Source organism: Pseudomonas sp. MB-090624, from assembly GCF_003205245.1.
In the GTDB taxonomy this organism is placed as follows: Bacteria; Pseudomonadota; Gammaproteobacteria; order Pseudomonadales; family Pseudomonadaceae; genus Aquipseudomonas; species Aquipseudomonas juntendi.
Genome location: NZ_QJRK01000015.1, coordinates 40,938 through 61,641 on the forward strand (window position 1 = coordinate 40,938; position 20,704 = coordinate 61,641).

Here is a 20,704-nt window from a genome sequence, read left to right on the forward strand (position 1 = left end):
GCGGTGCTGGCGCTTACCCTCCCGAGGCCGGGCGCGGGTGCATCACGGCGCGCTGACGTTCTTGCTGCAGGAACTTCATGATGATTGGCGCGACAGCCTCGGCTCGGGTAATCAGGAACAAATGGCCGTCGTCGATAATATGTAGCTCGGCGTTGGGAATCCGCCAGGCCAGCAGGCGCATGTTGACCAGCGGGATCAGCGGGTCGTCGTCGCCCGCCAGCACCAGGGTCGGCTGCTGGATCTTGTGCAGCCAGTGAATGCTGGTCCAGCCCAGGCCGGCGAACAGCTGCCAGTAGTAGCCCATCTTGCCGCCGGAGCGCACCTTGGCTGCGTGGTGCATGGCCAGCTCCGGGTCCCGGCGAAAACCGCCACCGTAGATCAGCGGGGCAATGCGCAAGACATGGGACGGCTGCACATAGCGCCTGGGGCTGGCCATCATCCACAGCACCTTGGGCTTGCCGGGTACCATCACCGCACCGGCGGCAGTGGCGGCGAGTATCAGCTTCCTGCAGCGTTCGGGGTAGTCGTGGGCGAACTGTTGGGCCAGGGCGCCGCCCCAGGACACCCCAATCACATTGACCTGGCCGTAATCGAGGTAATCGAGCATCCGTGCCGTCAGCTTGGCCAGCCCGGGGAAGCGATACGGGTGGCGCGGGGTGGACGAGCCGCCGACACCGGGTACGTCGAAAGCGATCACTTCCAGGTCCGGGTCCAGTGCTTCGATGAACGGGAATACCAGCTCCAGGTTGGCGCCGATGCCATTGAAGATCAGCAGCGGCGTCAAGTGCGGCTTGCCGGGGCGGACGGCGGTGCGGATGGACTGGTTGTCCAGCTCGACGGTCCGGAAGATATACGGTTGCGTCATGCGCGTGACTCTTGGGTGAAATGAACACCGTGGCGCCCTGCGGGCCGCCACGGCGCTGCCACTCAACGCTCGTGAACGTAGGTGCCTGGGGCCGCCTCGCCCGCAGCATAGGCACGGTTGCCCAGGCGGGTCGGCGCTTTTTTCAGTTCGCCTGCGCGCTCGGCCAGCCAGCCTTGCCAGTGCAGCCACCAGGAGTCGGCATGCTTGGTGGCATTTTCCTGCCAGGCCAGCGGATCACCCGGGCGGTCGTCACCGGTCATGAAGCGTGCCTTGGGGTTGCCCGGCGGGTTGAGAATGCTCTGGATATGCCCGCTGTTGGACAGCACGAACTCGATCTTGCCCCCGAACAGGTGGGCCGAGCGGTAGCACGATTGCCACGGGGTAATGTGGTCAGCGGTACCCGCCACGCTGAAAATGTCGCACTGCACGTTTTTCAGGTCGATGGGGGTGCCGCACACTTCCAGGGCGTTGGGGCGCGTCAGCGGGTTGGTCTTGAACATTTCGATCAGGTCGCCATGGAAGGCGGCGGGCAGGCGCGTGGTGTCGTTGTTCCAGAACAGGATGTCGAACACCGGCGGCTCGTTGCCGAGCAGGTAGTTGTTCACCCAGTAGTTCCAGATCAGGTCGTTGGGGCGCATCCAGGCGAACACCTTGGCCATCTCGCTGCCTTCCAGCACACCGGCCTGGTAGGAGTGGCGCTTGGCGGCTTCCAGGGTCTGCTCGTCGACGAACAGCGCCACCTGGGTATCCATCGTGGTGTCCAGCACGCTGACCAGCAGGGTCAGGGCATTGACCTTGTGCTCGCCGAGGGCTGCGTAGTGCCCTACCAGTGCCGTGCAGGTGATGCCGCCCGAGCAGGCACCGAGCATGTTCAGGTCCTTGCTGCCGGTAATCGCCAATACGGCGTCGACGGCTTCCTTGAGTGCGTCGATGTAGGTGGACAAGCCCCATTCACGCTGGGCCTTGGTCGGGTTGCGCCAGCTGATGATGAAGGTTTGCTGCTGCGAGCGCAGGCAAAAACGTGGAAGGCTCTTTTCCGGGCTCAGGTCGAATACGTAGAACTTGTTGATCTGCGGCGGCACCACCAGCAGTGGCCGGGCGTGCACCTGCTCGGTGATCGGGCTGTACTGGATCAGTTCCAGCACATCATTGCGGTACACCACCGCACCTTCGCTGGTGCCCAGGTTCTTGCCCACCTCGAAGGCGTCCATGTTCACCTGGCTAGGCATGCCGCCGTTGTTGACCATGTCCTTGGCCAGGTTGGACAGGCCGTCGAGCAGGCTCTTGCCACCGGTCTCGAAGAAGCGCTTGACCGCCGCCGGGTTGGACAAGGTGTTGGTCGGCGCCATGGCTTCGGTCATCAGGTTGATGACGAACTGGCCGCGGCTGATGTCCTGAGGTGACAGGTCACTGCTGCCGATCCAGTCCTGCAGTTCGTTGCGCCAGGCCAGATACGTCTGCAGGTAGCGGCGGTACAGCGGGTTGCTGCTCCAGGCCGGGTCGTTGAAGCGTCGGTCGTCGCTTTCCGGGGCCAGGCTGGACTTGCCCAGCAGGACGTTTTTCAGTTCCAGGCCAAAATGGGCCACGTGCTTTGCGCTGTGCAGCGGTTGGCGCACGGCCTGGCGCAATACGGTACGTGCCGAACTCAACAGGTCTTTGCGGCGAATGCCGATGATCGGGTTCAGCCCCAGGGTGTTTTCCGAGGCCTGCCGCTGCAGCTCATCGTTGTTCTTGTTACTCATCTACGACGCTCCGTTGTCCTGAGACGAGTACCGGTTGCTGTGACGAGGGCACAGCCCTGAGCCCGGTACTGCTACTCGGGTGACCAGTGATAAGGAACAGCGGTGCTGCGGGGTTCTGTATACCTGCAGCGTGATGCAGGGAACTTGCCACTCACATTGGTTACCCGACTTTCATGTAATGCGCAAGACAGCCCGTCACTGGGCCGTCTGCCCATCATTCAAACAGATGAAACTAGAAAATGCGCTCTAAACCTTGCAGCCCTTGCGCTAGAGCATGAATTTGACGACCGACTCCGCCGGGTCGCGGGACTTGCCGGCCTTGTGCAGCTCGTCGAGGTATTCGGCCCACAGCTCGTTTTGGCGCAGGCACAGCTGTTCCAGGTATTCCCAGGTGAACAGGCCGCTGTCATGGCCGTCGTCGAAGGTCAGTTTCAGTGCATATTGGCCGGCTGGCTCGATGCCGCTGAGGCCGACGTTGAGCTTGCCGAATTGCAGAATGGGGTTGCCGTGGCCCTGGACCTCGGCGGAGGGGGAGTGCACGCGCAGGAACTCGGCGGGAAGGGTGTAGACCTCACCGGGCGCATAGGTAAGGCTGAGGGTTTTCGAGGCTTTGTGCAGGTTGATGGCGGTGGGCATGCGGGCCATGGGCTGAATCTCTTCTTGGCGACAAGACTCAAGCTTCAAGCTTCGAGCCTCAAGCTGCAAGAGGAGATGGCCAAGACATGTAACGGCCATGTTTTGCGGTACTGCAAGCGACGTCGAACAGCTCGTCGCTTGCAGCTTGCCGCTTACAGGATGTAACGCGACAGGTCTTCGTTCTGCGCCAGCTCACCCAGGTGGCTGTTCACATAGGCCGCGTCGATCTGGATCGGCGTTTCGTCATGGGCGCTGGCCAGGTCACCGGCACTGAACGACACCTCTTCAAGCAGGCGCTCCAGCAGGGTATGCAGGCGACGGGCACCGATGTTCTCGGTCTTCTCGTTGACCTGATAGGCAATTTCGGCCAGGCGCTTGATGCCGTCGGCGACGAACTCGATGTTCAGGCCTTCGGTTTTCAGCAGCGCCTGGTACTGTTCGGTCAACGACGCGTGCGGCTCGCGCAGAATACGCTCGAAGTCTTCCGGGGTCAGTGCCTTGAGCTCTACACGGATCGGCAGGCGGCCTTGCAGCTCGGGTACCAGGTCGCTGGGCTTGCTCAGGTGGAACGCGCCCGAGGCAATGAACAGGATGTGGTCGGTCCTGACCATACCCAGCTTGGTGTTGACGGTGCAGCCTTCGATCAGCGGCAGCAGGTCGCGCTGCACGCCTTCACGGGACACATCGGCACCGCCCACATTGCCGCGCTTGGCGACCTTGTCGATTTCGTCGATGAACACGATACCGTGCTGCTCGACCGCTTCCAGGGCCTTGGCCTTGAGCTCTTCCTCGTTGACCAGGCGGCCCGCTTCTTCATCGCGGACCATCTTCAGCGCTTCTTTGACCTTCAGCTTGCGCGCCTTGCGCTTGCCCTTGCCCATGTTGGCGAACAGGCTTTGCAGCTGGTTGGTCATTTCTTCCATGCCGGGCGGCGCGGCAATTTCGACACCTACGGCATCGGCGACTTCGATCTCGATTTCCTTGTCATCCAGCTGGCCTTCGCGCAGGCGCTTGCGGAACAGCTGGCGGGTGTTGGAGTCGCTACTGGTCTGCGCGGCTTCCTCGCTGAAGCTGGTCACCCGCGCCTGTGGCAGCAGGGCATCGAGGATACGGTCTTCGGCGGCGTCTTCGGCGCGGTGGCGCACGCGGATGATCTCCTGCTCGCGCAGCATCTTCAGTGCGGCATCGGCCAGGTCGCGGATGATCGACTCGACGTCACGGCCGACGTAGCCGACCTCGGTGAACTTGGTGGCTTCGACCTTGAGGAACGGGGCGTTGGCCAGCTTGGCCAGGCGGCGGGCGATTTCGGTCTTGCCGACACCGGTCGGGCCGATCATCAGGATGTTCTTCGGCGTCACTTCGGCGCGCAGCTCAGCCGGCAGCTGCATCCGCCGCCAGCGGTTGCGCAGGGCAATGGCCACGGCGCGCTTGGCGTCGTCCTGGCCGATGATGTGGCGGTTGAGTTCGTGGACGATCTCGCGGGGGGTCATGGACATGATCAATTGGGTCCTTGGGCAGATGAGTCAGCGTGGAAAAGCCCCATCACCGGGATGGGGCGCCAGAACAGCTGAGTCAGTCGGCCAGGTCCTGCTCCTCGATGGTCAGGTTATGGTTGGTGAACACGCAGATGTCGCCGGCGATGTTCAGGGCGGTCTCGGCGATTTCACGGGCCGAGAGGTCGGTCTTGTTCAGCAGTGCGCGGGCGGCAGCCTGGGCGTAGGCACCACCGGAACCCATGGCGATCAGGCCATCTTCGGGTTCGACCACGTCGCCGTTGCCGGTGATGATCAGCGAGGCATCCTTGTTGGCCACGGCCAGCATGGCTTCCAGGCGGCTCAGGGAACGGTCGGTACGCCATTCCTTGGCCAGCTCGACGGCGGCACGGATCAGGTGGCCCTGGTGTTTCTCCAACTGCCCTTCAAAGCGCTCGAACAGGGTGAAAGCGTCGGCGGTGGCACCGGCGAAGCCGGCGATGACCTGGCCGTGGTACAGGCGGCGCACTTTCTTGGCGTTGCCTTTCATTACCGTGTTGCCGAGGGATACCTGGCCGTCGCCGCCCATGACGACTTTGCCGTTACGGCGGACAGAAACGATGGTGGTCAAGGGGAGAGTCTCCACGCAGCGGGGCGAAAGTGCCTGATGCAGACTCATATGGGGGTGGGGGGGAGAGTTTCAAGCTTCAAGCTACAAGCGACAAGAAAAAGCAGATCGGTGGGTGGCTTGCTTCTTCTTCAAGCTGCAAGCTGCAAGCTGCAAGCTGCAAGCTACAAGCGGCAAGAAAAAGCAGATCCGTGGGAGGCTTGCTTCTTCTTGCGACTTTCGACTTTCGACTTTCGACTTGCAGCTTGCAGCTAGCCCTCAGGCCTCGTGGCAAACGTGCCCATCGACCAAGGTATAACGTACTGCACCCGGCAGGCAGTGGCCGATGAACGGGCAGTTCTCACCCCGCGACAGCCATTGCTCGCCGGCAACGGTCGAGGCTTGCGGGTCGAACAGCACCAGGTCGGCCGCGCCGCCTGCCTTCAGCTCACCCGCAGGCAGGCGCAGGGCGGCAGCCGGGCCGCTACTCAGGCGGGCGAGCAGGGTGGGCAGGTCGAGCAGGCCGTCCTGCACCAGGGTCATGGCCAGCGGCAGCAGCAACTCGACGCTGCTGATACCCGGTTCGGTAGCACCGAAAGGGGCCAGCTTGGCATCGCGTTCGTGCGGCTGGTGGTGGCTGGAAATCGCCTGGATCACGCCAGACTTGACCGCTTCACGCAGGCCGTCACGGTCAGCAGCAGTACGCAGCGGTGGCTGCACGTGGTACAGGCTGGAGAACTCGCGCAGCGACTCGTCGGTGAGAATCAGCTGGTACAGCGCCACGTCAGCGGTTACCGGCAGGCCAAGTGCCTGGGCCTGGGCGATCAGCCGCGCGCCACGGGCGCTGGTGATCTGGCTGAAGTGCGCGCGCACGCCACTCTGCTCGACCAGCAGCAGGTTGCGCGCCAAGGCCACGGTTTCGGCACTTTCCGGAATGCCCGGCAAGCCAAGGAAGCTGGCCATGGCGCCTTCGTGGGCCAGGCCGCCCTGGGCCAGGTCGCGGTCCTGGGAATGGAACACCACGGTCAGGTCGAAGGTGGCGGCATACTCCAGGGCGCGGGCCAGGGTACGGTTGTTGGGGATTTCCTTCAGGCCGTTGCCGAATGCCACGCAACCGGTGTCACGCAGGGCCACCAGTTCCGCCAGTTGCTCGCCCTCCAGGCCCTTGGTCAGGGCGCCGATCGGGTAGACCTTGCTGTTGGCCGCCTCGCGGGCACGGTCGAGAATCAGCTCGGCCACGGCCGAGGTGTCCAGCACCGGCTTGGTTTGCGGTGGGCAGCACAGGCTGGTCACGCCGCCGGCCACGGCTGCGCGGGTTTCGCTGGCGATGTTGCCTTTGCGGCTAAAGCCCGGTTCGCGCAGGGACACGCCAAGGTCGACCAGGCCAGGCGCTGCAATCAGGCCTTGCGCCTGGATCGTGCGGCTGGCGCTGAAACCGGCCGGGGCGGCGCCGATGGCAGCAATGCGGCCACCGTCCAGGTGCAGGTCGGTGACCTGGTCCAGGCCGCTGTTGGGGTCGATGACCCGGGCGCCAAGAATGCTGATGGTCACTGGGCGTTCTCCTGGTCGAATTGACGTTGCGCGTTCTGCCCGCTCATGGCCATGGACAGCACTGCCATGCGTACGGCGATGCCGTAGGTAACCTGGTTGAGGATCACCGAATGCTTGCCGTCGGCCACCGCCGACTCAATCTCCACGCCCCGGTTGATCGGGCCTGGGTGCATGACGATGGCATCCGGCTTGGCCCCGGCCAGGCGGGCGGTGGTCAGGCCGAACAGGCGGTAGAACTCGCCTTCGCTGGGCAGCAGGCCACCGGCCATGCGCTCACGCTGCAGGCGCAGCATGATCACCACGTCGACATCCTTCAGGCCCTCGGCGAGGTCGGTGTAGACCTTCACGCCGTACTGCTCGATACCGACCGGGATCAGGGTTTTCGGCCCGATCACGCGAATGTCCGGGCAACCCAGGGCCTTGAGCGCCAGCATGTCAGAGCGGGCTACCCGCGAGTGCAGGATATCGCCGACGATCGCTACCGACAGGTTCTCGAAGCTGCCTTTGTGGCGACGGATGGTCAGCATGTCGAGCATGCCCTGGGTCGGGTGCGCATGGCGGCCGTCGCCACCGTTGATCACGGCAACGTGCGGGCACACGTGCTCGGCGATGAAGTGCGCAGCCCCCGAGTCGGAGTGGCGCACAACGAACATGTCGGCGGCCATGGCTTCGAGGTTGCGCAGGGTGTCGAACAAGGTCTCGCCCTTGCTGGTCGAGGACGTCGACACATTCAGGCTGATCACGTCGGCAGACAGGCGCTGGGCTGCCAGCTCGAAGGTGGTGCGGGTACGGGTCGAGTTCTCGAAGAACACGTTGCACACGGTCTTGCCGCGCAGCAAAGGGACTTTTTTCACGGCCCGGGCACCGACTTCCAGGAAGGAGTCGGCGGTGTCGAGGATCTCGGTGAGCAGTTCGCGGGGCAAACCGTCAAGCGAGAGGAAGTGGCGCAGCTGGCCCTGGTCATTGAGCTGCAGCGGGCGCTTGGCGTCGATTGGCGTCATCGCGGGGGACTCTTAAAGGGCGGAAGCGGAGGCGAGGTCCTGGCGCTCGAGGGCGAGCGGTGCGGGCCCGGTCAATTTTACCCGTTCATCGGGGGCCAGCGACAGGGTGGCGCCGACCACATTCGGGCGGATTGGCAGTTCGCCGGCATCCAGGTCCACCAGGCAGACCAGGGTGACGCTGGCCGGGCGGCCATAATCGAACAGCTCGTTGAGCGCCGCGCGGATGGTGCGGCCGCTCATCAGCACGTCATCCACCAGCACCAGGTGCTCGCCTTCGACTTCGAACGGCAGCTCGGACGGGCGTACCTGCGGGTGCAGGCCATTCTGGCTGAAGTCATCGCGGTAGAACGAGACGTCCAGGGTACCCATGGCACTCTCGTCGCCCATGGCCTCCTGCAGGGCCTGGGCAACCCAGACACCACCTGTACGAATACCGATGTAACGCGGCTCGCTGATGCTGCGGCGGGCCAGGTGGGCGCGAAGGTCGACAGCCATCTGCCGGACCAGCTCGGCGGGGTTTGGTAGGCTCATTGCGGGCTCCTCGGAAGGGTGCGCCGGGCATGGCCGGCGGCAAAGATGATCAGGTATTGGCCTCCAGCCAGCCTTGCAGCAACAGGGCCGCGGCGATGGCATCGACCGGGTTGTCGCGGTAGCTGCCGCGCTGGCCGCCACGGGCCATGCGCTCGCCTTTGGCCTCGAAAGTGGTCAGGCGCTCGTCGTGGGTGTGCACGGGCAGGTTGAAGCGGCCATTGAGGCGGCGGGCAAATTTTTCGGCGCGGGCGCTCATTTCGCTGGGCGTACCGTCCATGTTCAGCGGCAGGCCAACGACGATGGCGTCTGGCTTCCATTCACCGATCAGCTTTTCCACCTGGGCCCAGTCCGGCACGCCGTTCTGCGCCTTCAGCGTGCACAGCTCACGTGCCTGGCCGGTGATGACCTGGCCGACGGCCACACCGATCTGTTTGCTGCCATAGTCGAAACCCAGCAGCAGGCGTAGTTCGGCCATCAGGCGTGGCCCGCCTGGCTGGTCAGCAGGTGCAGGTTGATGCCCAGGCTGGCGGCGGCGGCCTCCAGGCGCAGGTCACTGGCCATTTCAAAGATGATTTGCGGGTCGAACGGGCAGTTGAGCCAGGCATTGTCGGCCAGCTCCGCTTCCAGCTGGCCGGCTTCCCAGCCGGCATAGCCGAGCGTGATCAGGCTTTGCTTGGGGCCGACCCCGGCGGCAATGGCCAGCAGGATGTCTTGCGACGTGCTCAGCGTCAGCCCTTCCAGCGCCACGCTCGCCTGGAAGCTGCACTCGCTGCTGTGCAGCACGAAACCACGGTCGGTCTGCACCGGGCCGCCCTGGTAGATCGGCACCTGCAAGGTGCTGTCCGGCGGCGTTTCGTCCGGGCGCAATTGCTCGAGAATATCGGCCAGGCTCAGTTCCTGCGGCCGATTCACCACCAGGCCCATGGCGCCATGGGCGTTGTGCTCGACAATGTACGTGAGGGTCTGGGCGAAGTTCGGATCGGCCATGTGCGGCATGGCGATCAGGAACTGATGCTTGAGGTAGCTCGGCGTGAGGGTTTTCATGGGGTAGTAGTGTGGCGCCAGGTGGCGGGGCTGACAAGGTCCGCTTTGTGTCGTTTGGTTGGTCAGTGTCTTGAGGGTTTTGTTGGTTGTGAGATCGAGCGCCGCCGCATATCGCAAGCCCTAAACCCAAGGCATAACTCAGTTACTGGACAAACGGTCCCCACGGGCAAAGCGCCAGGTGCGGATGATCTCCAGGCGATCGAATTCGGCCAGGTCCCCGGTAAACGGTGCGAACGGCGCCGCCAGCCGCACGATACGCTGCGCTGCCTGGTCCAGCACCGGCTGCCCGGACGACTCCAGTACCAGCACTTCGTACAGCGAGCCGTCGCGGTTGATCGAGACCATCATGCGCAGGTTGCCGTAGATCTGCTGCCGGCGCGCCTCGTCGGGGTAGTTGAGGTTGCCCACCCGCTCGACTTTCTTGCGCCACTCTTCCTTGTACCAGGCGCCCTTGTCGCGCATGGTCGAGGCAGCGTTCAGGCGGTGGATGCGCGGGCGCTTGGCGTACAGTTGCTGTTCGTTGGACAGCTCTGCCTCCAGGCTGGCGATCTGGCTGGACAGCTGCGAGCTGTCGAAGTCCGGGGCGGGCGCGGCTGGCTTGGGTTGCGCCTTGCTGGGCTTGGGCTTGGGCTCGACCTTGTGCGCCTTGGGCGCGGTGGTCACCACCGCTGACTTCTGCGGGGTTGGTGGCGGCACTACTTCCGGCTTGGCTGCCGGCGGGGGGGTGATCTTGTTGATCTTGCTGTCCTGGAACGGCGCCACTTCGGTGGTCTTGGGCACCGCCTTCTTGTCCAGGGTGCCGCTGCCTTGCTGGTTGTCCTGGGCCTGAAAATCAGCTTTCTCCGGCGGCTTTTCGCTTTTGAAGGTGGCCAGGGTAATGTCCATGGTATGGCGGATTTCGGCAGGCTTGACCACGGTGAAACCGACGCCGAGGATCAGCGCCAGGTGCACCAGCGCAGCCAGGAACAGCGTGAAACCGAGCCGGTCCACTGGGCGAACACGTGGGGGCAGCAGGTCGGAAGGGATGTCAGCGGGCAGCGTCATCGGGTATCCAGCAACCGCAGGGCGGGGCAGCAGGCCAGGCAAATGGGACCCGCATCATACCCCACTCCGGGTAAATGCCGTGCGTCGGCGGTCAGCGCGCCTGCAACTGGCGATCAATGGCATCCATCAGCTTGCCGCCGATATCGGTGTTGTAGGCGTTGTCGATTTCGCGAATGCAGGTCGGGCTGGTGACGTTGATCTCGGTGAGGTAATCGCCGATCACGTCGAGGCCCACGAACAGCAGGCCTTTCTCGCGCAGGGTTGGCCCCACCTGGGCGGCAATCCAGCGGTCCCGGTCGCTCAGCGGGCGCGCCTCGCCGCGGCCACCGGCAGCCAGGTTGCCACGGGTTTCGCCGCTGGCCGGAATGCGCGCCAGGCAGTAGTCGACCGGCTCGCCGTCGATCATCAGGATGCGCTTGTCGCCGTCCTTGATCGCCGGCAGGTAGGCCTGTGCCATGATCTGCTGGGCACCCAGCGCGGTCAGGGTTTCGAGGATCACCGACAGGTTCGGGTCGCCCACCCGATGGCGGAAGATCGACGTGCCGCCCATGCCATCCAGCGGTTTGAGGATCACGTCACCATGCTTGGCGGCAAACTCGCGGATGATGTCCGGGCGGCGGCTGACCAGCGTCGGTGGCGTGCACTGCGGGAACAGCGTGGCGAACAGTTTTTCGTTGCAGTCACGCAGGCTTTGCGGGCGGTTGACCACCAGCACGCCATCGTTCTCGGCTTGCTCCAGCAGGTAGGTGCTGTAGACGAACTCCATGTCGAACGGCGGGTCCTTGCGCATCAGGATCACGTCCAGCTCGGCCAGGGTGCTGTCCTGTTCTTCGCCCAGCTCGAACCAGCGGGCCGGGTCGGCGAAAACGTTCAGCGGGCGCATGCGCGCACGGGCTTTGCCTTCGCCCTGGTACAGGTCGCGCTGCTCCATGTAGAACAGGCTCCAGCCGCGTGCCTGGGCGGCCAGCAGCATGGCCAGCGAGCTGTCCTTTTTGTAGGAGATGGACGCGATCGGGTCCATGACAATGCCGAGGCGAACGCTCATGGGGTGGTTCCTCTTGGCGGCGCGTTGCCGCGATGGGTCGAAAGAAAAGTGGCTCAGGGTGGCGCTGTGAACGCCGCTGGTCAAGGGGCGGCGCAGATGGAACGGCCACCCGGAGTGTGTTAAAAATGCAGCTGCAAGCCCTTGGCTCCAAGCCTCAAGAGCAAAGCAGCCGCGTGCCGGCTGGGCTTTTGTTGTAACTTGCCGCTTGCAACTTGCAGCTCAATTCCCACGGGTAGGCGTCTATGGAACAACCCCTGAAGGTGATGGTGATCGACGACTCGCGCACGATCCGCCGCACTGCGCAGATGTTGCTCGGTGAAGCCGGCTGCGAGGTGATCACCGCCAGCGATGGCTTCGATGCCCTGGCCAAGATCGTCGATCACCGCCCCGGCATCATCTTCGTCGACGTGTTGATGCCGCGCCTGGACGGCTACCAGACCTGCGCCATCATCAAGCACAACAGCGCCTTCAAGGACACCCCGGTGATCCTGTTGTCGTCGCGCGACGGGCTGTTCGACAAGGCCCGCGGCCGGGTAGTCGGCTCTGATCAGTTTCTGACCAAGCCGTTCAGCAAGGAAGAACTGCTCGACGCAATCCGTGCCCATGTGCCCGGGTTTGCGGCACCTGAACCACAAGCACCCTGACCGCGCCCCGCCATGGCACGGTTCTACTTTCCTGATGGGGTAACAGCATGGCCCGAGTTCTGATTGTCGACGACTCGCCGACAGAGATGACGAGTTTGACCCAGTTTCTTGAAAAGAATGGCCACGAGGTGCTCAAGGCCAACAACGGTGCCGACGGCGTGGCCCTGGCCCGGCAGGAAAAGCCGGACGCCGTGCTGATGGACATCGTCATGCCGGGCATGAACGGCTTCCAGGCCACCCGCCAGCTCAGCAAAGACCCGGAAACCAGTGCCATTCCGGTGATCGTGGTCACCACCAAGGACCAGGAGACCGACCGCATCTGGGCCACCCGCCAGGGCGCCCGCGACTTCCTCACCAAACCGGTGGGCGAAGAGGCGCTGATCGCCAAGCTCAAAGAAGTGCTGGGGGCTTGACCACCCGCCCGCAGGGCGCGTCACTGACCGCCTTCGAGTTGTTGCTGGACATCGACCGGCGCTGCCGTTTGCTGGTCGCTGACCAGCCGCCGCAAGACAACCGCCTGCAAGAGTGGAGTGGCATTGGCTTTCGCACCGCCGGGCAATGGTTCGTCGCGCCCATGGGCGAGGTGGCCGAGGTGCTGCGCGAGCCGCGTAGCAGCCGGGTACCGGGGGTGCAGCCATGGGTCTGCGGCGTGGCCAACCTGCGTGGCCGGTTGTTGCCGGTCATGGACCTGAGCAGCTTCTTTGGCCTGGGCCACGCCGCCCCGGGCAAGCAGCGCCGGGTGCTGGTGGTGGACCACGACGACCTGTTCGTCGGCCTGCTGGTGGACGAAGTGCTCGGTTTGCAGCACTTTACCCTCGACAGCCTGCAACTGTCCCCGCCACAGCCGCTGATTCGGGCCGCTGCGCGCTTTGTGCAGGGGCACTTCCCGCGTGAACGCAATTGGGCGATCTTCAGCCCCTTCGCCCTGGCCCAGGCGCCGGGCTTTCTCGATGTGGCGCTATAGGACCTGCGAACGTGAACACACCCGCCGCCCCCGTCACGGCCACCACCGTGACCCCGCGTACCCGCAGCATCGCGCAGATCACCGTGCTGTTCCTGATCCTGATCCTGTCGATCATCCTGCTGTTCGCCAATTTCGCTTACCTGAACACCCAGTCCAACTACGACAAGCAGTACATCGGCCATGCCGGCGAGTTGCGCGTGCTGTCGCAGCGCATCGCCAAGAACGCCACCGAAGCCGCTGCAGGCAAGGCGTTGGCGTTCAAGTTGCTGTCGGATGCGCGCAACGATTTCGAGCGGCGCTGGGGCTACCTGCGCCAAGGTGACAAGGCCACCGGCCTGCCGCCGGCGCCGCCCGCCGTGCGTGATGAAATGGAAGCGGTGCGGCGTGACTGGGAAAACCTGCGCAAGAACACCGATACCATCCTGGCCACTGAACAGACGGTGCTGTCGCTGCACCAGGTGGCGGCGACACTGGCCGAAACCGTGCCGCAACTGCAGGTGGAGTACGAAAAGGTCGTCGAGATCCTGCTGCAGAGCGGCGCCCCGGCCAACCAGGTGGCGGTGGCCCAGCGCCAATTGTTGCTGGCCGAGCGGATCCTCGGCTCGGTCAACACCGTGCTGGCCGGTGATGACGCGGCAGCCCAGGCGGCCGATGCGTTCGGGCGTGATGCCGGGCGTTTCGGCCAGGTGCTGCAAGGGATGCTCAACGGCGATGCGGGCATCCAGGTAACCCGAGTTGCAGATGCCGACGCCCGTGCCCGGTTGGCCGAAATTGCCGAGCTGTTCCAGTTCGTTGCCGGTTCGGTGGACGAAATTCTCGAAACCTCCCCAGAGCTGTTCCGGGTGCGCGAGGCGGCGGGCAATATCTTCAGCTTGTCGCAAACCCTGCTCGACGAGGCCTCGCACCTGGCCAACGGTTTTGAAAACCTGGCCGGCGGGCGCACCCTCGATACCGTGGGTGGCTACGCCCTGGGCCTGCTGGCCCTGGCTTCGATCATCCTCATCGGCCTGGTGATGGTGCGTACCACCAACCGCCAGCTGCGCGAGACGGCAGAAAAGAACGAACGCAACCAACAGGCAATCATGCGCCTGCTCGATGAAATCGAAGAGCTGGCCGATGGCGACCTGACGGTGACGGTTTCGGTCACCGAAGACTTTACCGGCGCCATTGCCGACTCGATCAACTATTCGGTCGACCAGCTGCGTGACCTGGTCGCTACCATCAACCACAGTGCGGTGCAGGTTGCCGCCGCCGTGCAGGATACGCAGAACACCGCGCGGCAGCTGGCCAAGGCCTCCGAGCAGCAGGCTGAGCAGATCAGCGAGGCGTCCGAGGCGGTGGGCGACATGGTCGAGTCGATCGACCGGGTTTCCGCACATGCCTATGAATCTGCCAAGGTTGCCGAGCGCTCGGTGGCCATCGCCAACAAGGGCAACGAGGTGGTGCACAACACCATCAACGGCATGGACAACATTCGCGAGCAGATCCAGGACACCGCCAAGCGCATCAAGCGGCTGGGCGAGTCGTCCCAGGAAATCGGCGATATCGTCAGCCTGATCGACGATATCGCCGACCAGACCAATATCCTTGCCCTGAATGCGGCGATCCAGGCCTCGCTGGCGGGCGAAGCCGGGCGCGGCTTTGCCGTGGTCGCCGACGAAGTGCAGCGCCTGGCCGAGCGCTCGTCGTCGGCCACCCGCCAGATCGAGGCGTTGGTGCGCACCATCCAGGCCGACACCAACGAAGCCGTCATATCCATGGAGCAAACTACCGCCGAGGTGGTGCGCGGTGCCCGCCTGGCCCAGGATGCCGGGGTGGCGCTGGCCGAGATCGAAGGGGTGTCGCAGAACCTTGCCGACCTTATCCACAGCATTTCCGATGCTGCGCAGTTGCAGACCTCTTCGGCCGGGCAGATTTCCCACACCATGGCGGTGATCCAGCAGATCACTGCGCAGACTTCCGCCGGTTCTGGTGCGACCGCCGACAGTATTCGCCACCTGGCGCGCATGGCCAGCGAGATGCGCCGTTCGGTATCTGGCTTCACCTTGCCACCACCTGCCGAGCCCAAGTGAACCGGCCTTGCGATGAGCCGTACTGATATGCCGCGCTGAGGAGTGCCCATGGCTGTAGCAGCACTAAGCCCCGAGCGCCACGATACCGTGGCGCTGACCTGGACCAAGGCCGCCATCCTCGATTGCCTGGGCCAGGCCCGCCAGGCGCTGGAGCGCTTTGCCGGCGAGCCGGGCGAGCTGTCGATGCTGGCCTTCGTGGTCGACAACCTGCACCAGGTGCATGGTTGCCTGCGGATGCTCGAATTGCGCGGCGCAACACGCTTGGCCGAAGAGCTGGAGCTGTTCGCCAAGGCCTTGGCCGATGGCCAGGTCAGCCCGCGCGGGGATTGCCTGGGCGCATTGTTCCGCGGCCTCGAGCAATTGCCGGCGTACCTTGAACGCTTGCGTGGCGCGCGCCATGACCTGCCATTGGTGATGCTGCCGTTGCTCAACCAGTTGCGCGCCTGCCGGGGTGTCGAGCCGCTGGCCCAGGCCAGCCTGATCAGCGGCACGGCGCACCGCTTCGCCGGTGCCGATGACCTGGCCAACCTCGATCTGTCGCTGGGCAATTGGCGTGAACAGCTGCAGGCCGGGCCGGGCCGGGACGCCTTGCGCTCGGTAGTGACCGCGCTGTGCGACGACCTGATGCGCATCAAGGAGCGGCTTGACCAGTTCGTGCGGGGCGACCGTCAGCACCGTGAACAGCTTGACGCTTTGCTGGCGCCCCTGCGGCATGTCGCCGATACCCTCGCCGTGCTGGGCTTTCAGCAGCCACGGCGGGTGATCATCGACCAGGTGCTGGCCTTGCAGGCGCTGGCCGAGGGGGCGCGTGCCGTTGACGATGCGGTGCTGATGGATGTGGCAGGTGCGCTGCTGTACGTGGAGGCTACCCTCAACGGCATGGTCGGCCCGCTGGAGGAAAACGGCCAGGGCGGCCTGGCTGGCTCGGACCTGGCCGAGATTCGCCAGTTGGTGCTGAACGAGTCGCTGAATGTGCTGCAGCAGGCCAAGGACCTGATTGGCGATTGCCTGGAGTCCGGCTGGCCGCGGCAGCGCCTGCAACCCCTGCCGGGGTTGTTGCAGCAGGTTCGCGGGGCACTGGCCATGTTGATGCTGCCTGCGGTGGCCGAGCTGTTTGGGGGGTGTGCCGGCTATGTGCAGGGTTGGCTGCAACACCTGGAAGCGGAGCCGCCGGCCGATGAGCTGGCCCACCTGGCGCAGGCCCTGAGCGCGGCCGAGTGTTATCTGCAATGGCGTGTCGCAGATCCGCTGGCCGATGGCCAGCCCTTTATCGACACCGCACGGGCCAGCCTGGCTGCGCTTGGGGTGCAGTGTACGCAACCCACCGCCACTGAAGGCGCCGATGACAGCAGTGATGGCATCGATGATGAGCTGCGCGAGGTGTTCCTCGAAGAGGCCGGTGAGCTGTTACCGGAAATCGAGCGGCACTGGCTGCGCTGGCGTGCCGATAACCAGCAGATGGCAGCACTGGGCGATGTTCGGCGCGCCTTGCACACGCTCAAGGGCAGTGGGCGTATGGTCCATGCCGAAGCCGTGGCCGAACTGGCGTGGGGCGCCGAACACCTGTTGAACCGTGTAATCGAAGGCCGCAGGGCGCTCAGCGCCCAGGGCGTGGTGGCGCTGCAGCAGGCCTTCGTGCAGTTGCCAGACCTGCTGGCCGACTTTGCCGCAGGCCAGTTACCGCAGCTGAGCGACATCGAACGACTGGCTGGGCATCTGCATGGCCTGGCTGAAAACGACCCACCCGCGGTCGCCGACCTCGATGGCCTCGACCCGCAGTTGCTGGACATCTTCCGCAGCGAAGCGCAAGGCCACCTGGCCAGTCTCGACGCGTTCCTGCAGGGTGCCGGCGGCCATGACACGCCGGTCAGCGATGACCTGCAACGTGCCTTGCACACGCTCAAGGGCAGCGCCGCCATGGCCGGGGTGATGCCGCTTGCCGAACTGGCCACGGCCTTCGACCGCCTGGTACGCGAATACAAGGGCCACCAGTTACCGCTGCAGATGGCTGAAGTCGAGTGGCTTGAGGCTGCCCGGGCGTTGTTCCAGCTGGGCCTGGCGCAACTGGACAGCAACCCGCTGGCCGCCATTGCCGGGGCCTCGGACCTGATCGAGCGGGTTGGCCAGGCAGTGGACGAGCGGCTGGCCAGCCTGCACGCCGACCCTCAGCAGCAGCGGCGCGGCAGGCATGACCCGCAGTGGGTGGCCAGTTTCCTCGCGCAAGCGATGGATACCCTGCTCAACGCCGAATCGTTGCTGTCGCGTTGGCAGCAGCAGCCCGGCCAACGCGATGCGCTGGACACCCTGCTGGATGAAATGACCACGCTGGGCCATGCCGCGCACCTGGCCGACCTTCGCCCAATGGATGACCTGTGCGAGGCCCTGCTCGACCTCTATGGTGCCGTGGAGGAGGGCAGCCTGGCTGCCGAAGCAGGTTTCTTCGCCCTGGCCCAGGGCGCCCATGAAGCCCTGATGGACATGCTCGATGAAGTGGCGGCCGGCCAGGATGTCGCGCCGCGCCCGGAACTGGTCGAGCGCCTGCGTGCGCTGCTGGACCAGGCGCTGGCCCCGGATGCCACCGGCCTGGTGGGTATCGACGCGGTCACCCCGCTGCACCCGGACATGGACCTGACCGACGCCTTGGGCCTGGGCTTGCCACGCCCGTCACTGCCGCCGGAAGTGGCCGAGCCCCAGGTCGAGGAGGCCGAAAGCCCTGGCGAGGAGTTGTTGGAGGTATTCCTCGAAGAAAGCTCGGACATCGTCGAAAGCGCCGCTGCAGCCCTGGCCCGCTGGCAAGCCGACCCGCGCAGCAGCGTCGAGGTGGACAACCTGATGCGCGACCTGCACACCCTCAAGGGCGTGGCGCGCATGGTCGAAATCACCCCAATCGGCGACCTTGCCCATGAGCTTGAGTTTCTCTACGAGCTTCTGGCCGCCGGCCGCCTGCCACCCAGTGCACCGTTGTTCGCCTTGTTGCAGAACTGCCACGATCGCCTGGCCCAAATGCTCGATGCCGTGCGCCTGGGGCAGCCGCTGCACGCGGCCACGGCGCTGATCGACTACATACGCAATTTCAGCAGCGCGGCACTGACCGACAGTGCCGCAGGCCAGGGGCCGCAAGATGCCAGCGCTGCCGAAGTGCCGGCAGCGGCACCTGAGCGCGCCGCCGGCGACATGGTCAAGGTCGATGCCGAACTGCTCGACGACCTGGGCAACCTGGCAGGTGAGCATTCGATCATCCGTGGGCGCATCGAGCAGCAGGTCAACGATGCGCAGTTTGCCCTCAACGAAATGGAAACCACCCTAGAGCGCATGCGCGACCAGTTGTTGCGCCTGGATAGCGAGACCCAGGGGCGGATCTCCAGCCGCCAGCCGTTCGAGGGCGATGCCTACGACGATTTCGACCCCCTGGAGCTGGACCGCCATTCGCAGTTGCAGCAGCTGTCGCGGGCACTGTTCGAGTCTGCCTCGGACCTGCTCGACCTGAAGGAAACCCTGGCCCAGCGCGCCCAGGAGGCGTACAGCCTGCTGCAGCAACAGGCGCGGGTGAACAGCCAGTTGCAGGAGGGCCTGACTGCCACCCTGATGGTGCCTTTCGAACGCCTTGTACCGCGCTTGCAGCGGGTGGTGCGCCAGGTGGCCAGCGAGCTGGGCAAGCAAGTGGAGCTGGTGGTCGGCAACGCCGAGGGCGAACTGGACCGCAGCGTGCTCGAACGCATGGTGGCGCCGCTGGAGCACATGCTGCGCAACGCCGTGGACCATGGCCTGGAAAGCCGCGAAATGCGCCTGGCTGCGGGCAAGCCGGAGCTGGGTACCATCCACCTGAACTTGCTGCACGAAGGCGCCGATATCGTCATCGAAATGACCGACGACGGTGCCGGCGTGCCACTGGAGGCTGTACGGCGCAAGGCGATCAAACGCGGCTTGCTGGACCCGCAGGCGCACTTGAGCGACCACGAGATCCTGCAGTTCATCCTGCGCCCCGGCTTTTCCACCGCCGAGAAGATTACCCAGATATCCGGGCGTGGCCTGGGCATGGACGTGGTGCACGAGGAGGTCAAGCAGCTGGGCGGTTCGATGAGCATCGAGTCGGCCCAGGGCAAAGGCGCGCGGTTCCTGATTCGCCTGCCGTTCACGGTGTCGATCAACCGCGCCTTGATGGTGCACCTGGGCGAGGAACAGTACGCCATCCCGCTCAATACCATCGAAGGCATCGTCCGCGTGCCGCCGGCCGAGCTGGCGGCGTGCTACCAACTGGACACGCCACGCTATGTGTATGCCGGCCACGAATACGAGTTGCGCTACCTGGGCGAGTTGCTGCAAGGCATGCCGCGCCCGAGCTTGCTGGGGCAAAGTGTGCCGCTGCCGGTGCTGCTGGTGCATTCCAAGGAGCAGTCGTTCGCGATCCAGGCTGATGCCTTGTCACCCAGCCGGGAGATCGTGGTGAAAAGCCTGGGGCCGCAATTTGCCGCCGTTGCCGGGCTTTCCGGGGCGACGTTGCTGGGCGATGGGCGGGTCGTGCTGATTCTCGACCTGCTGGGCCAACTGCGTGGCCAGCAGCGCAGGTTGGCGCGCCTGCCCGGGGGCGCCAACCCGCGCCAGTTGCCCGGCCCGGTACCGCGCCGCGCCTTGCTGGTGATGGTGGTGGACGACTCGGTCACGGTGCGCAAGGTCACCAGCCGCCTGCTGGAACGCCACGGCATGAGCGTGCTCACGGCCAAGGACGGCGTCGATGCCATGGCTTTGCTGCAGGAGCACCGCCCCGATGTGCTGCTGCTGGACATCGAGATGCCGCGCATGGACGGCTTCGAAGTCGCTACGCGTATCCGCCGTGATGAGCGGCTCAAAGACCTGCCGATCATCATGATTACCTCGCGTACCGGGCAGAAGCACCGCGACCGGGCCATGGCGATTGGCGTGAACGAATACTTGGGCAAGCCGTACCAAGAGTCGTTGCTGTTGCAAAGTATCGCCCAGTGGAGCCAGACCCATGCTTGAACTGATTGCCGGCCAGCGCAGCAGCCTGACCGGGTTGTTGCTGCCCTTGGGTGACCGGACCCTGGTGCTACCGAACGTGGCGGTGGCCGAGTTGAGCGGCCAACGCAACCTGTTGTGCCAGCGCGGCGACCCGCCCTGGCACCTGGGCTGGATCGACTGGCGCCAGCAGCGCCTGCCGCTGATCGGTTTCGAGGCTGCCTGCGGTGGCGAAACACCGTGCGGGGAGCGGGCGCGGGTGGTGGTGCTCAATGCCTTGGGCGACACCGGCCTGCGCTACCTGGCATTGCTGCTGCAGGACATTCCGCGTTCCTGCAAGCTCGACAGCCAGCTCAACTATGTGGACGTGGCGCTGGGGCGGCTGGAGTTGGCCGCCGTGCAGGTGGGCGAGCAAGTGGCGCGGGTGCCGGACCTGGTTGCGCTGGAAAGGCTGGTGCGTGACGCGCAATTGCAATAGCAGCGCTCGAAGTTTCAAACTTGAAGTTGCGAGC

General features: G+C 64.8%; 18 protein-coding genes. 6 read left to right on the forward strand and 12 right to left on the reverse strand.

Annotated features, from left to right (window positions below):
* Positions 1–13: 13 nt before the first annotated feature.
* The 12 genes from phaZ to gshB form a co-directional block, all read right to left on the reverse strand.
* Positions 14–865, reverse strand: a complete 852-nt coding sequence (gene phaZ, locus DMX12_RS10625) for a poly(3-hydroxyalkanoate) depolymerase (RefSeq protein WP_029886363.1) — start codon at positions 863–865, stop codon at positions 14–16.
* 62 nt (positions 866–927) lie between these two features.
* Positions 928–2,607 (reverse strand): class II poly(R)-hydroxyalkanoic acid synthase, encoded by a 1,680-nt coding sequence (gene phaC, locus DMX12_RS10630; protein WP_110677451.1) that lies wholly within the window; start codon positions 2,605–2,607, stop codon positions 928–930.
* A 267-nt stretch (positions 2,608–2,874) separates the two neighbouring features.
* Positions 2,875–3,252 (reverse strand): gamma-butyrobetaine hydroxylase-like domain-containing protein, encoded by a 378-nt coding sequence (locus DMX12_RS10635; RefSeq protein ID WP_029886361.1) that lies wholly within the window; start codon positions 3,250–3,252, stop codon positions 2,875–2,877.
* Positions 3,253–3,395: 143 nt separating this feature from the next.
* Positions 3,396–4,739, reverse strand: coding sequence for an ATP-dependent protease ATPase subunit HslU (gene hslU, locus DMX12_RS10640; protein ID WP_110677453.1), 1,344 nt, complete (start codon positions 4,737–4,739; stop codon positions 3,396–3,398).
* A 76-nt stretch (positions 4,740–4,815) separates the two neighbouring features.
* Positions 4,816–5,346 carry an ATP-dependent protease subunit HslV gene (gene hslV / locus DMX12_RS10645; RefSeq protein WP_009682353.1) on the reverse strand — a complete coding sequence of 177 codons (531 nt, stop codon included), beginning with the start codon at positions 5,344–5,346 and terminating at the stop codon, positions 4,816–4,818.
* A gap of 255 nt (positions 5,347–5,601) precedes the next feature.
* Positions 5,602–6,873 (reverse strand): dihydroorotase, encoded by a 1,272-nt coding sequence (locus DMX12_RS10650; protein ID WP_110677455.1) that lies wholly within the window; start codon positions 6,871–6,873, stop codon positions 5,602–5,604.
* On the reverse strand, positions 6,870–7,874 hold the full coding sequence (locus tag DMX12_RS10655) for an aspartate carbamoyltransferase catalytic subunit (RefSeq protein WP_009684474.1): 1,005 nt from the start codon (positions 7,872–7,874) through the stop codon (positions 6,870–6,872). Before DMX12_RS10655 ends, DMX12_RS10650 begins: the two co-directional genes overlap by 4 nt.
* Before the next feature lie 12 nt (positions 7,875–7,886).
* On the reverse strand, positions 7,887–8,405 hold the full coding sequence (gene pyrR / locus DMX12_RS10660) for a bifunctional pyr operon transcriptional regulator/uracil phosphoribosyltransferase PyrR (protein ID WP_110677456.1): 519 nt from the start codon (positions 8,403–8,405) through the stop codon (positions 7,887–7,889).
* Between the two features lie 49 nt (positions 8,406–8,454).
* Positions 8,455–8,880, reverse strand: coding sequence for a Holliday junction resolvase RuvX (ruvX, locus tag DMX12_RS10665; protein ID WP_110677457.1), 426 nt, complete (start codon positions 8,878–8,880; stop codon positions 8,455–8,457).
* Complete coding sequence (locus DMX12_RS10670; protein WP_029887678.1) at positions 8,880–9,449, reverse strand: YqgE/AlgH family protein; 570 nt, start codon at positions 9,447–9,449, stop codon at positions 8,880–8,882. The genes ruvX and DMX12_RS10670 overlap by 1 nt, the downstream gene beginning before the upstream one ends.
* Positions 9,450–9,587: 138 nt before the next feature.
* Positions 9,588–10,493 (reverse strand): energy transducer TonB, encoded by a 906-nt coding sequence (locus DMX12_RS10675; RefSeq protein ID WP_054904979.1) that lies wholly within the window; start codon positions 10,491–10,493, stop codon positions 9,588–9,590.
* A gap of 91 nt (positions 10,494–10,584) precedes the next feature.
* Entirely contained in the window at positions 10,585–11,538 is a 954-nt protein-coding gene (gene gshB / locus DMX12_RS10680; protein WP_054904978.1) for a glutathione synthase, read from the reverse strand.
* Positions 11,539–11,780: 242 nt separating this feature from the next.
* Between gshB and DMX12_RS10685 the strand changes: the two genes are divergently transcribed.
* Genes DMX12_RS10685 through DMX12_RS10710 form a run of 6 tightly spaced genes read left to right on the forward strand, consistent with a single transcriptional unit; the run spans position 11,781 to position 20,670 of the window.
* Positions 11,781–12,182: a PleD family two-component system response regulator gene (locus DMX12_RS10685; RefSeq protein ID WP_009682818.1), complete on the forward strand. Its 402-nt coding sequence runs from the start codon at positions 11,781–11,783 to the stop codon at positions 12,180–12,182.
* Positions 12,183–12,229: 47 nt separating this feature from the next.
* Positions 12,230–12,595, forward strand: a complete 366-nt coding sequence (gene pilH / locus DMX12_RS10690) for a twitching motility response regulator PilH (protein WP_009682819.1) — start codon at positions 12,230–12,232, stop codon at positions 12,593–12,595.
* On the forward strand, positions 12,592–13,146 hold the full coding sequence (locus DMX12_RS10695; RefSeq protein ID WP_009682820.1) for a chemotaxis protein CheW: 555 nt from the start codon (positions 12,592–12,594) through the stop codon (positions 13,144–13,146). Before pilH ends, DMX12_RS10695 begins: the two co-directional genes overlap by 4 nt.
* 47 nt (positions 13,147–13,193) lie before the next feature.
* Positions 13,194–15,218, forward strand: a complete 2,025-nt coding sequence (locus DMX12_RS10700; RefSeq protein WP_223809682.1) for a methyl-accepting chemotaxis protein — start codon at positions 13,194–13,196, stop codon at positions 15,216–15,218.
* A 48-nt stretch (positions 15,219–15,266) separates the two neighbouring features.
* Positions 15,267–20,216, forward strand: a complete 4,950-nt coding sequence (locus DMX12_RS10705; RefSeq protein ID WP_110677458.1) for an Hpt domain-containing protein — start codon at positions 15,267–15,269, stop codon at positions 20,214–20,216.
* Complete coding sequence (locus tag DMX12_RS10710; protein ID WP_054904974.1) at positions 20,209–20,670, forward strand: chemotaxis protein CheW; 462 nt, start codon at positions 20,209–20,211, stop codon at positions 20,668–20,670. The genes DMX12_RS10705 and DMX12_RS10710 overlap by 8 nt, the downstream gene beginning before the upstream one ends.
* The last annotated feature ends 34 nt before the right edge of the window (positions 20,671–20,704 follow it).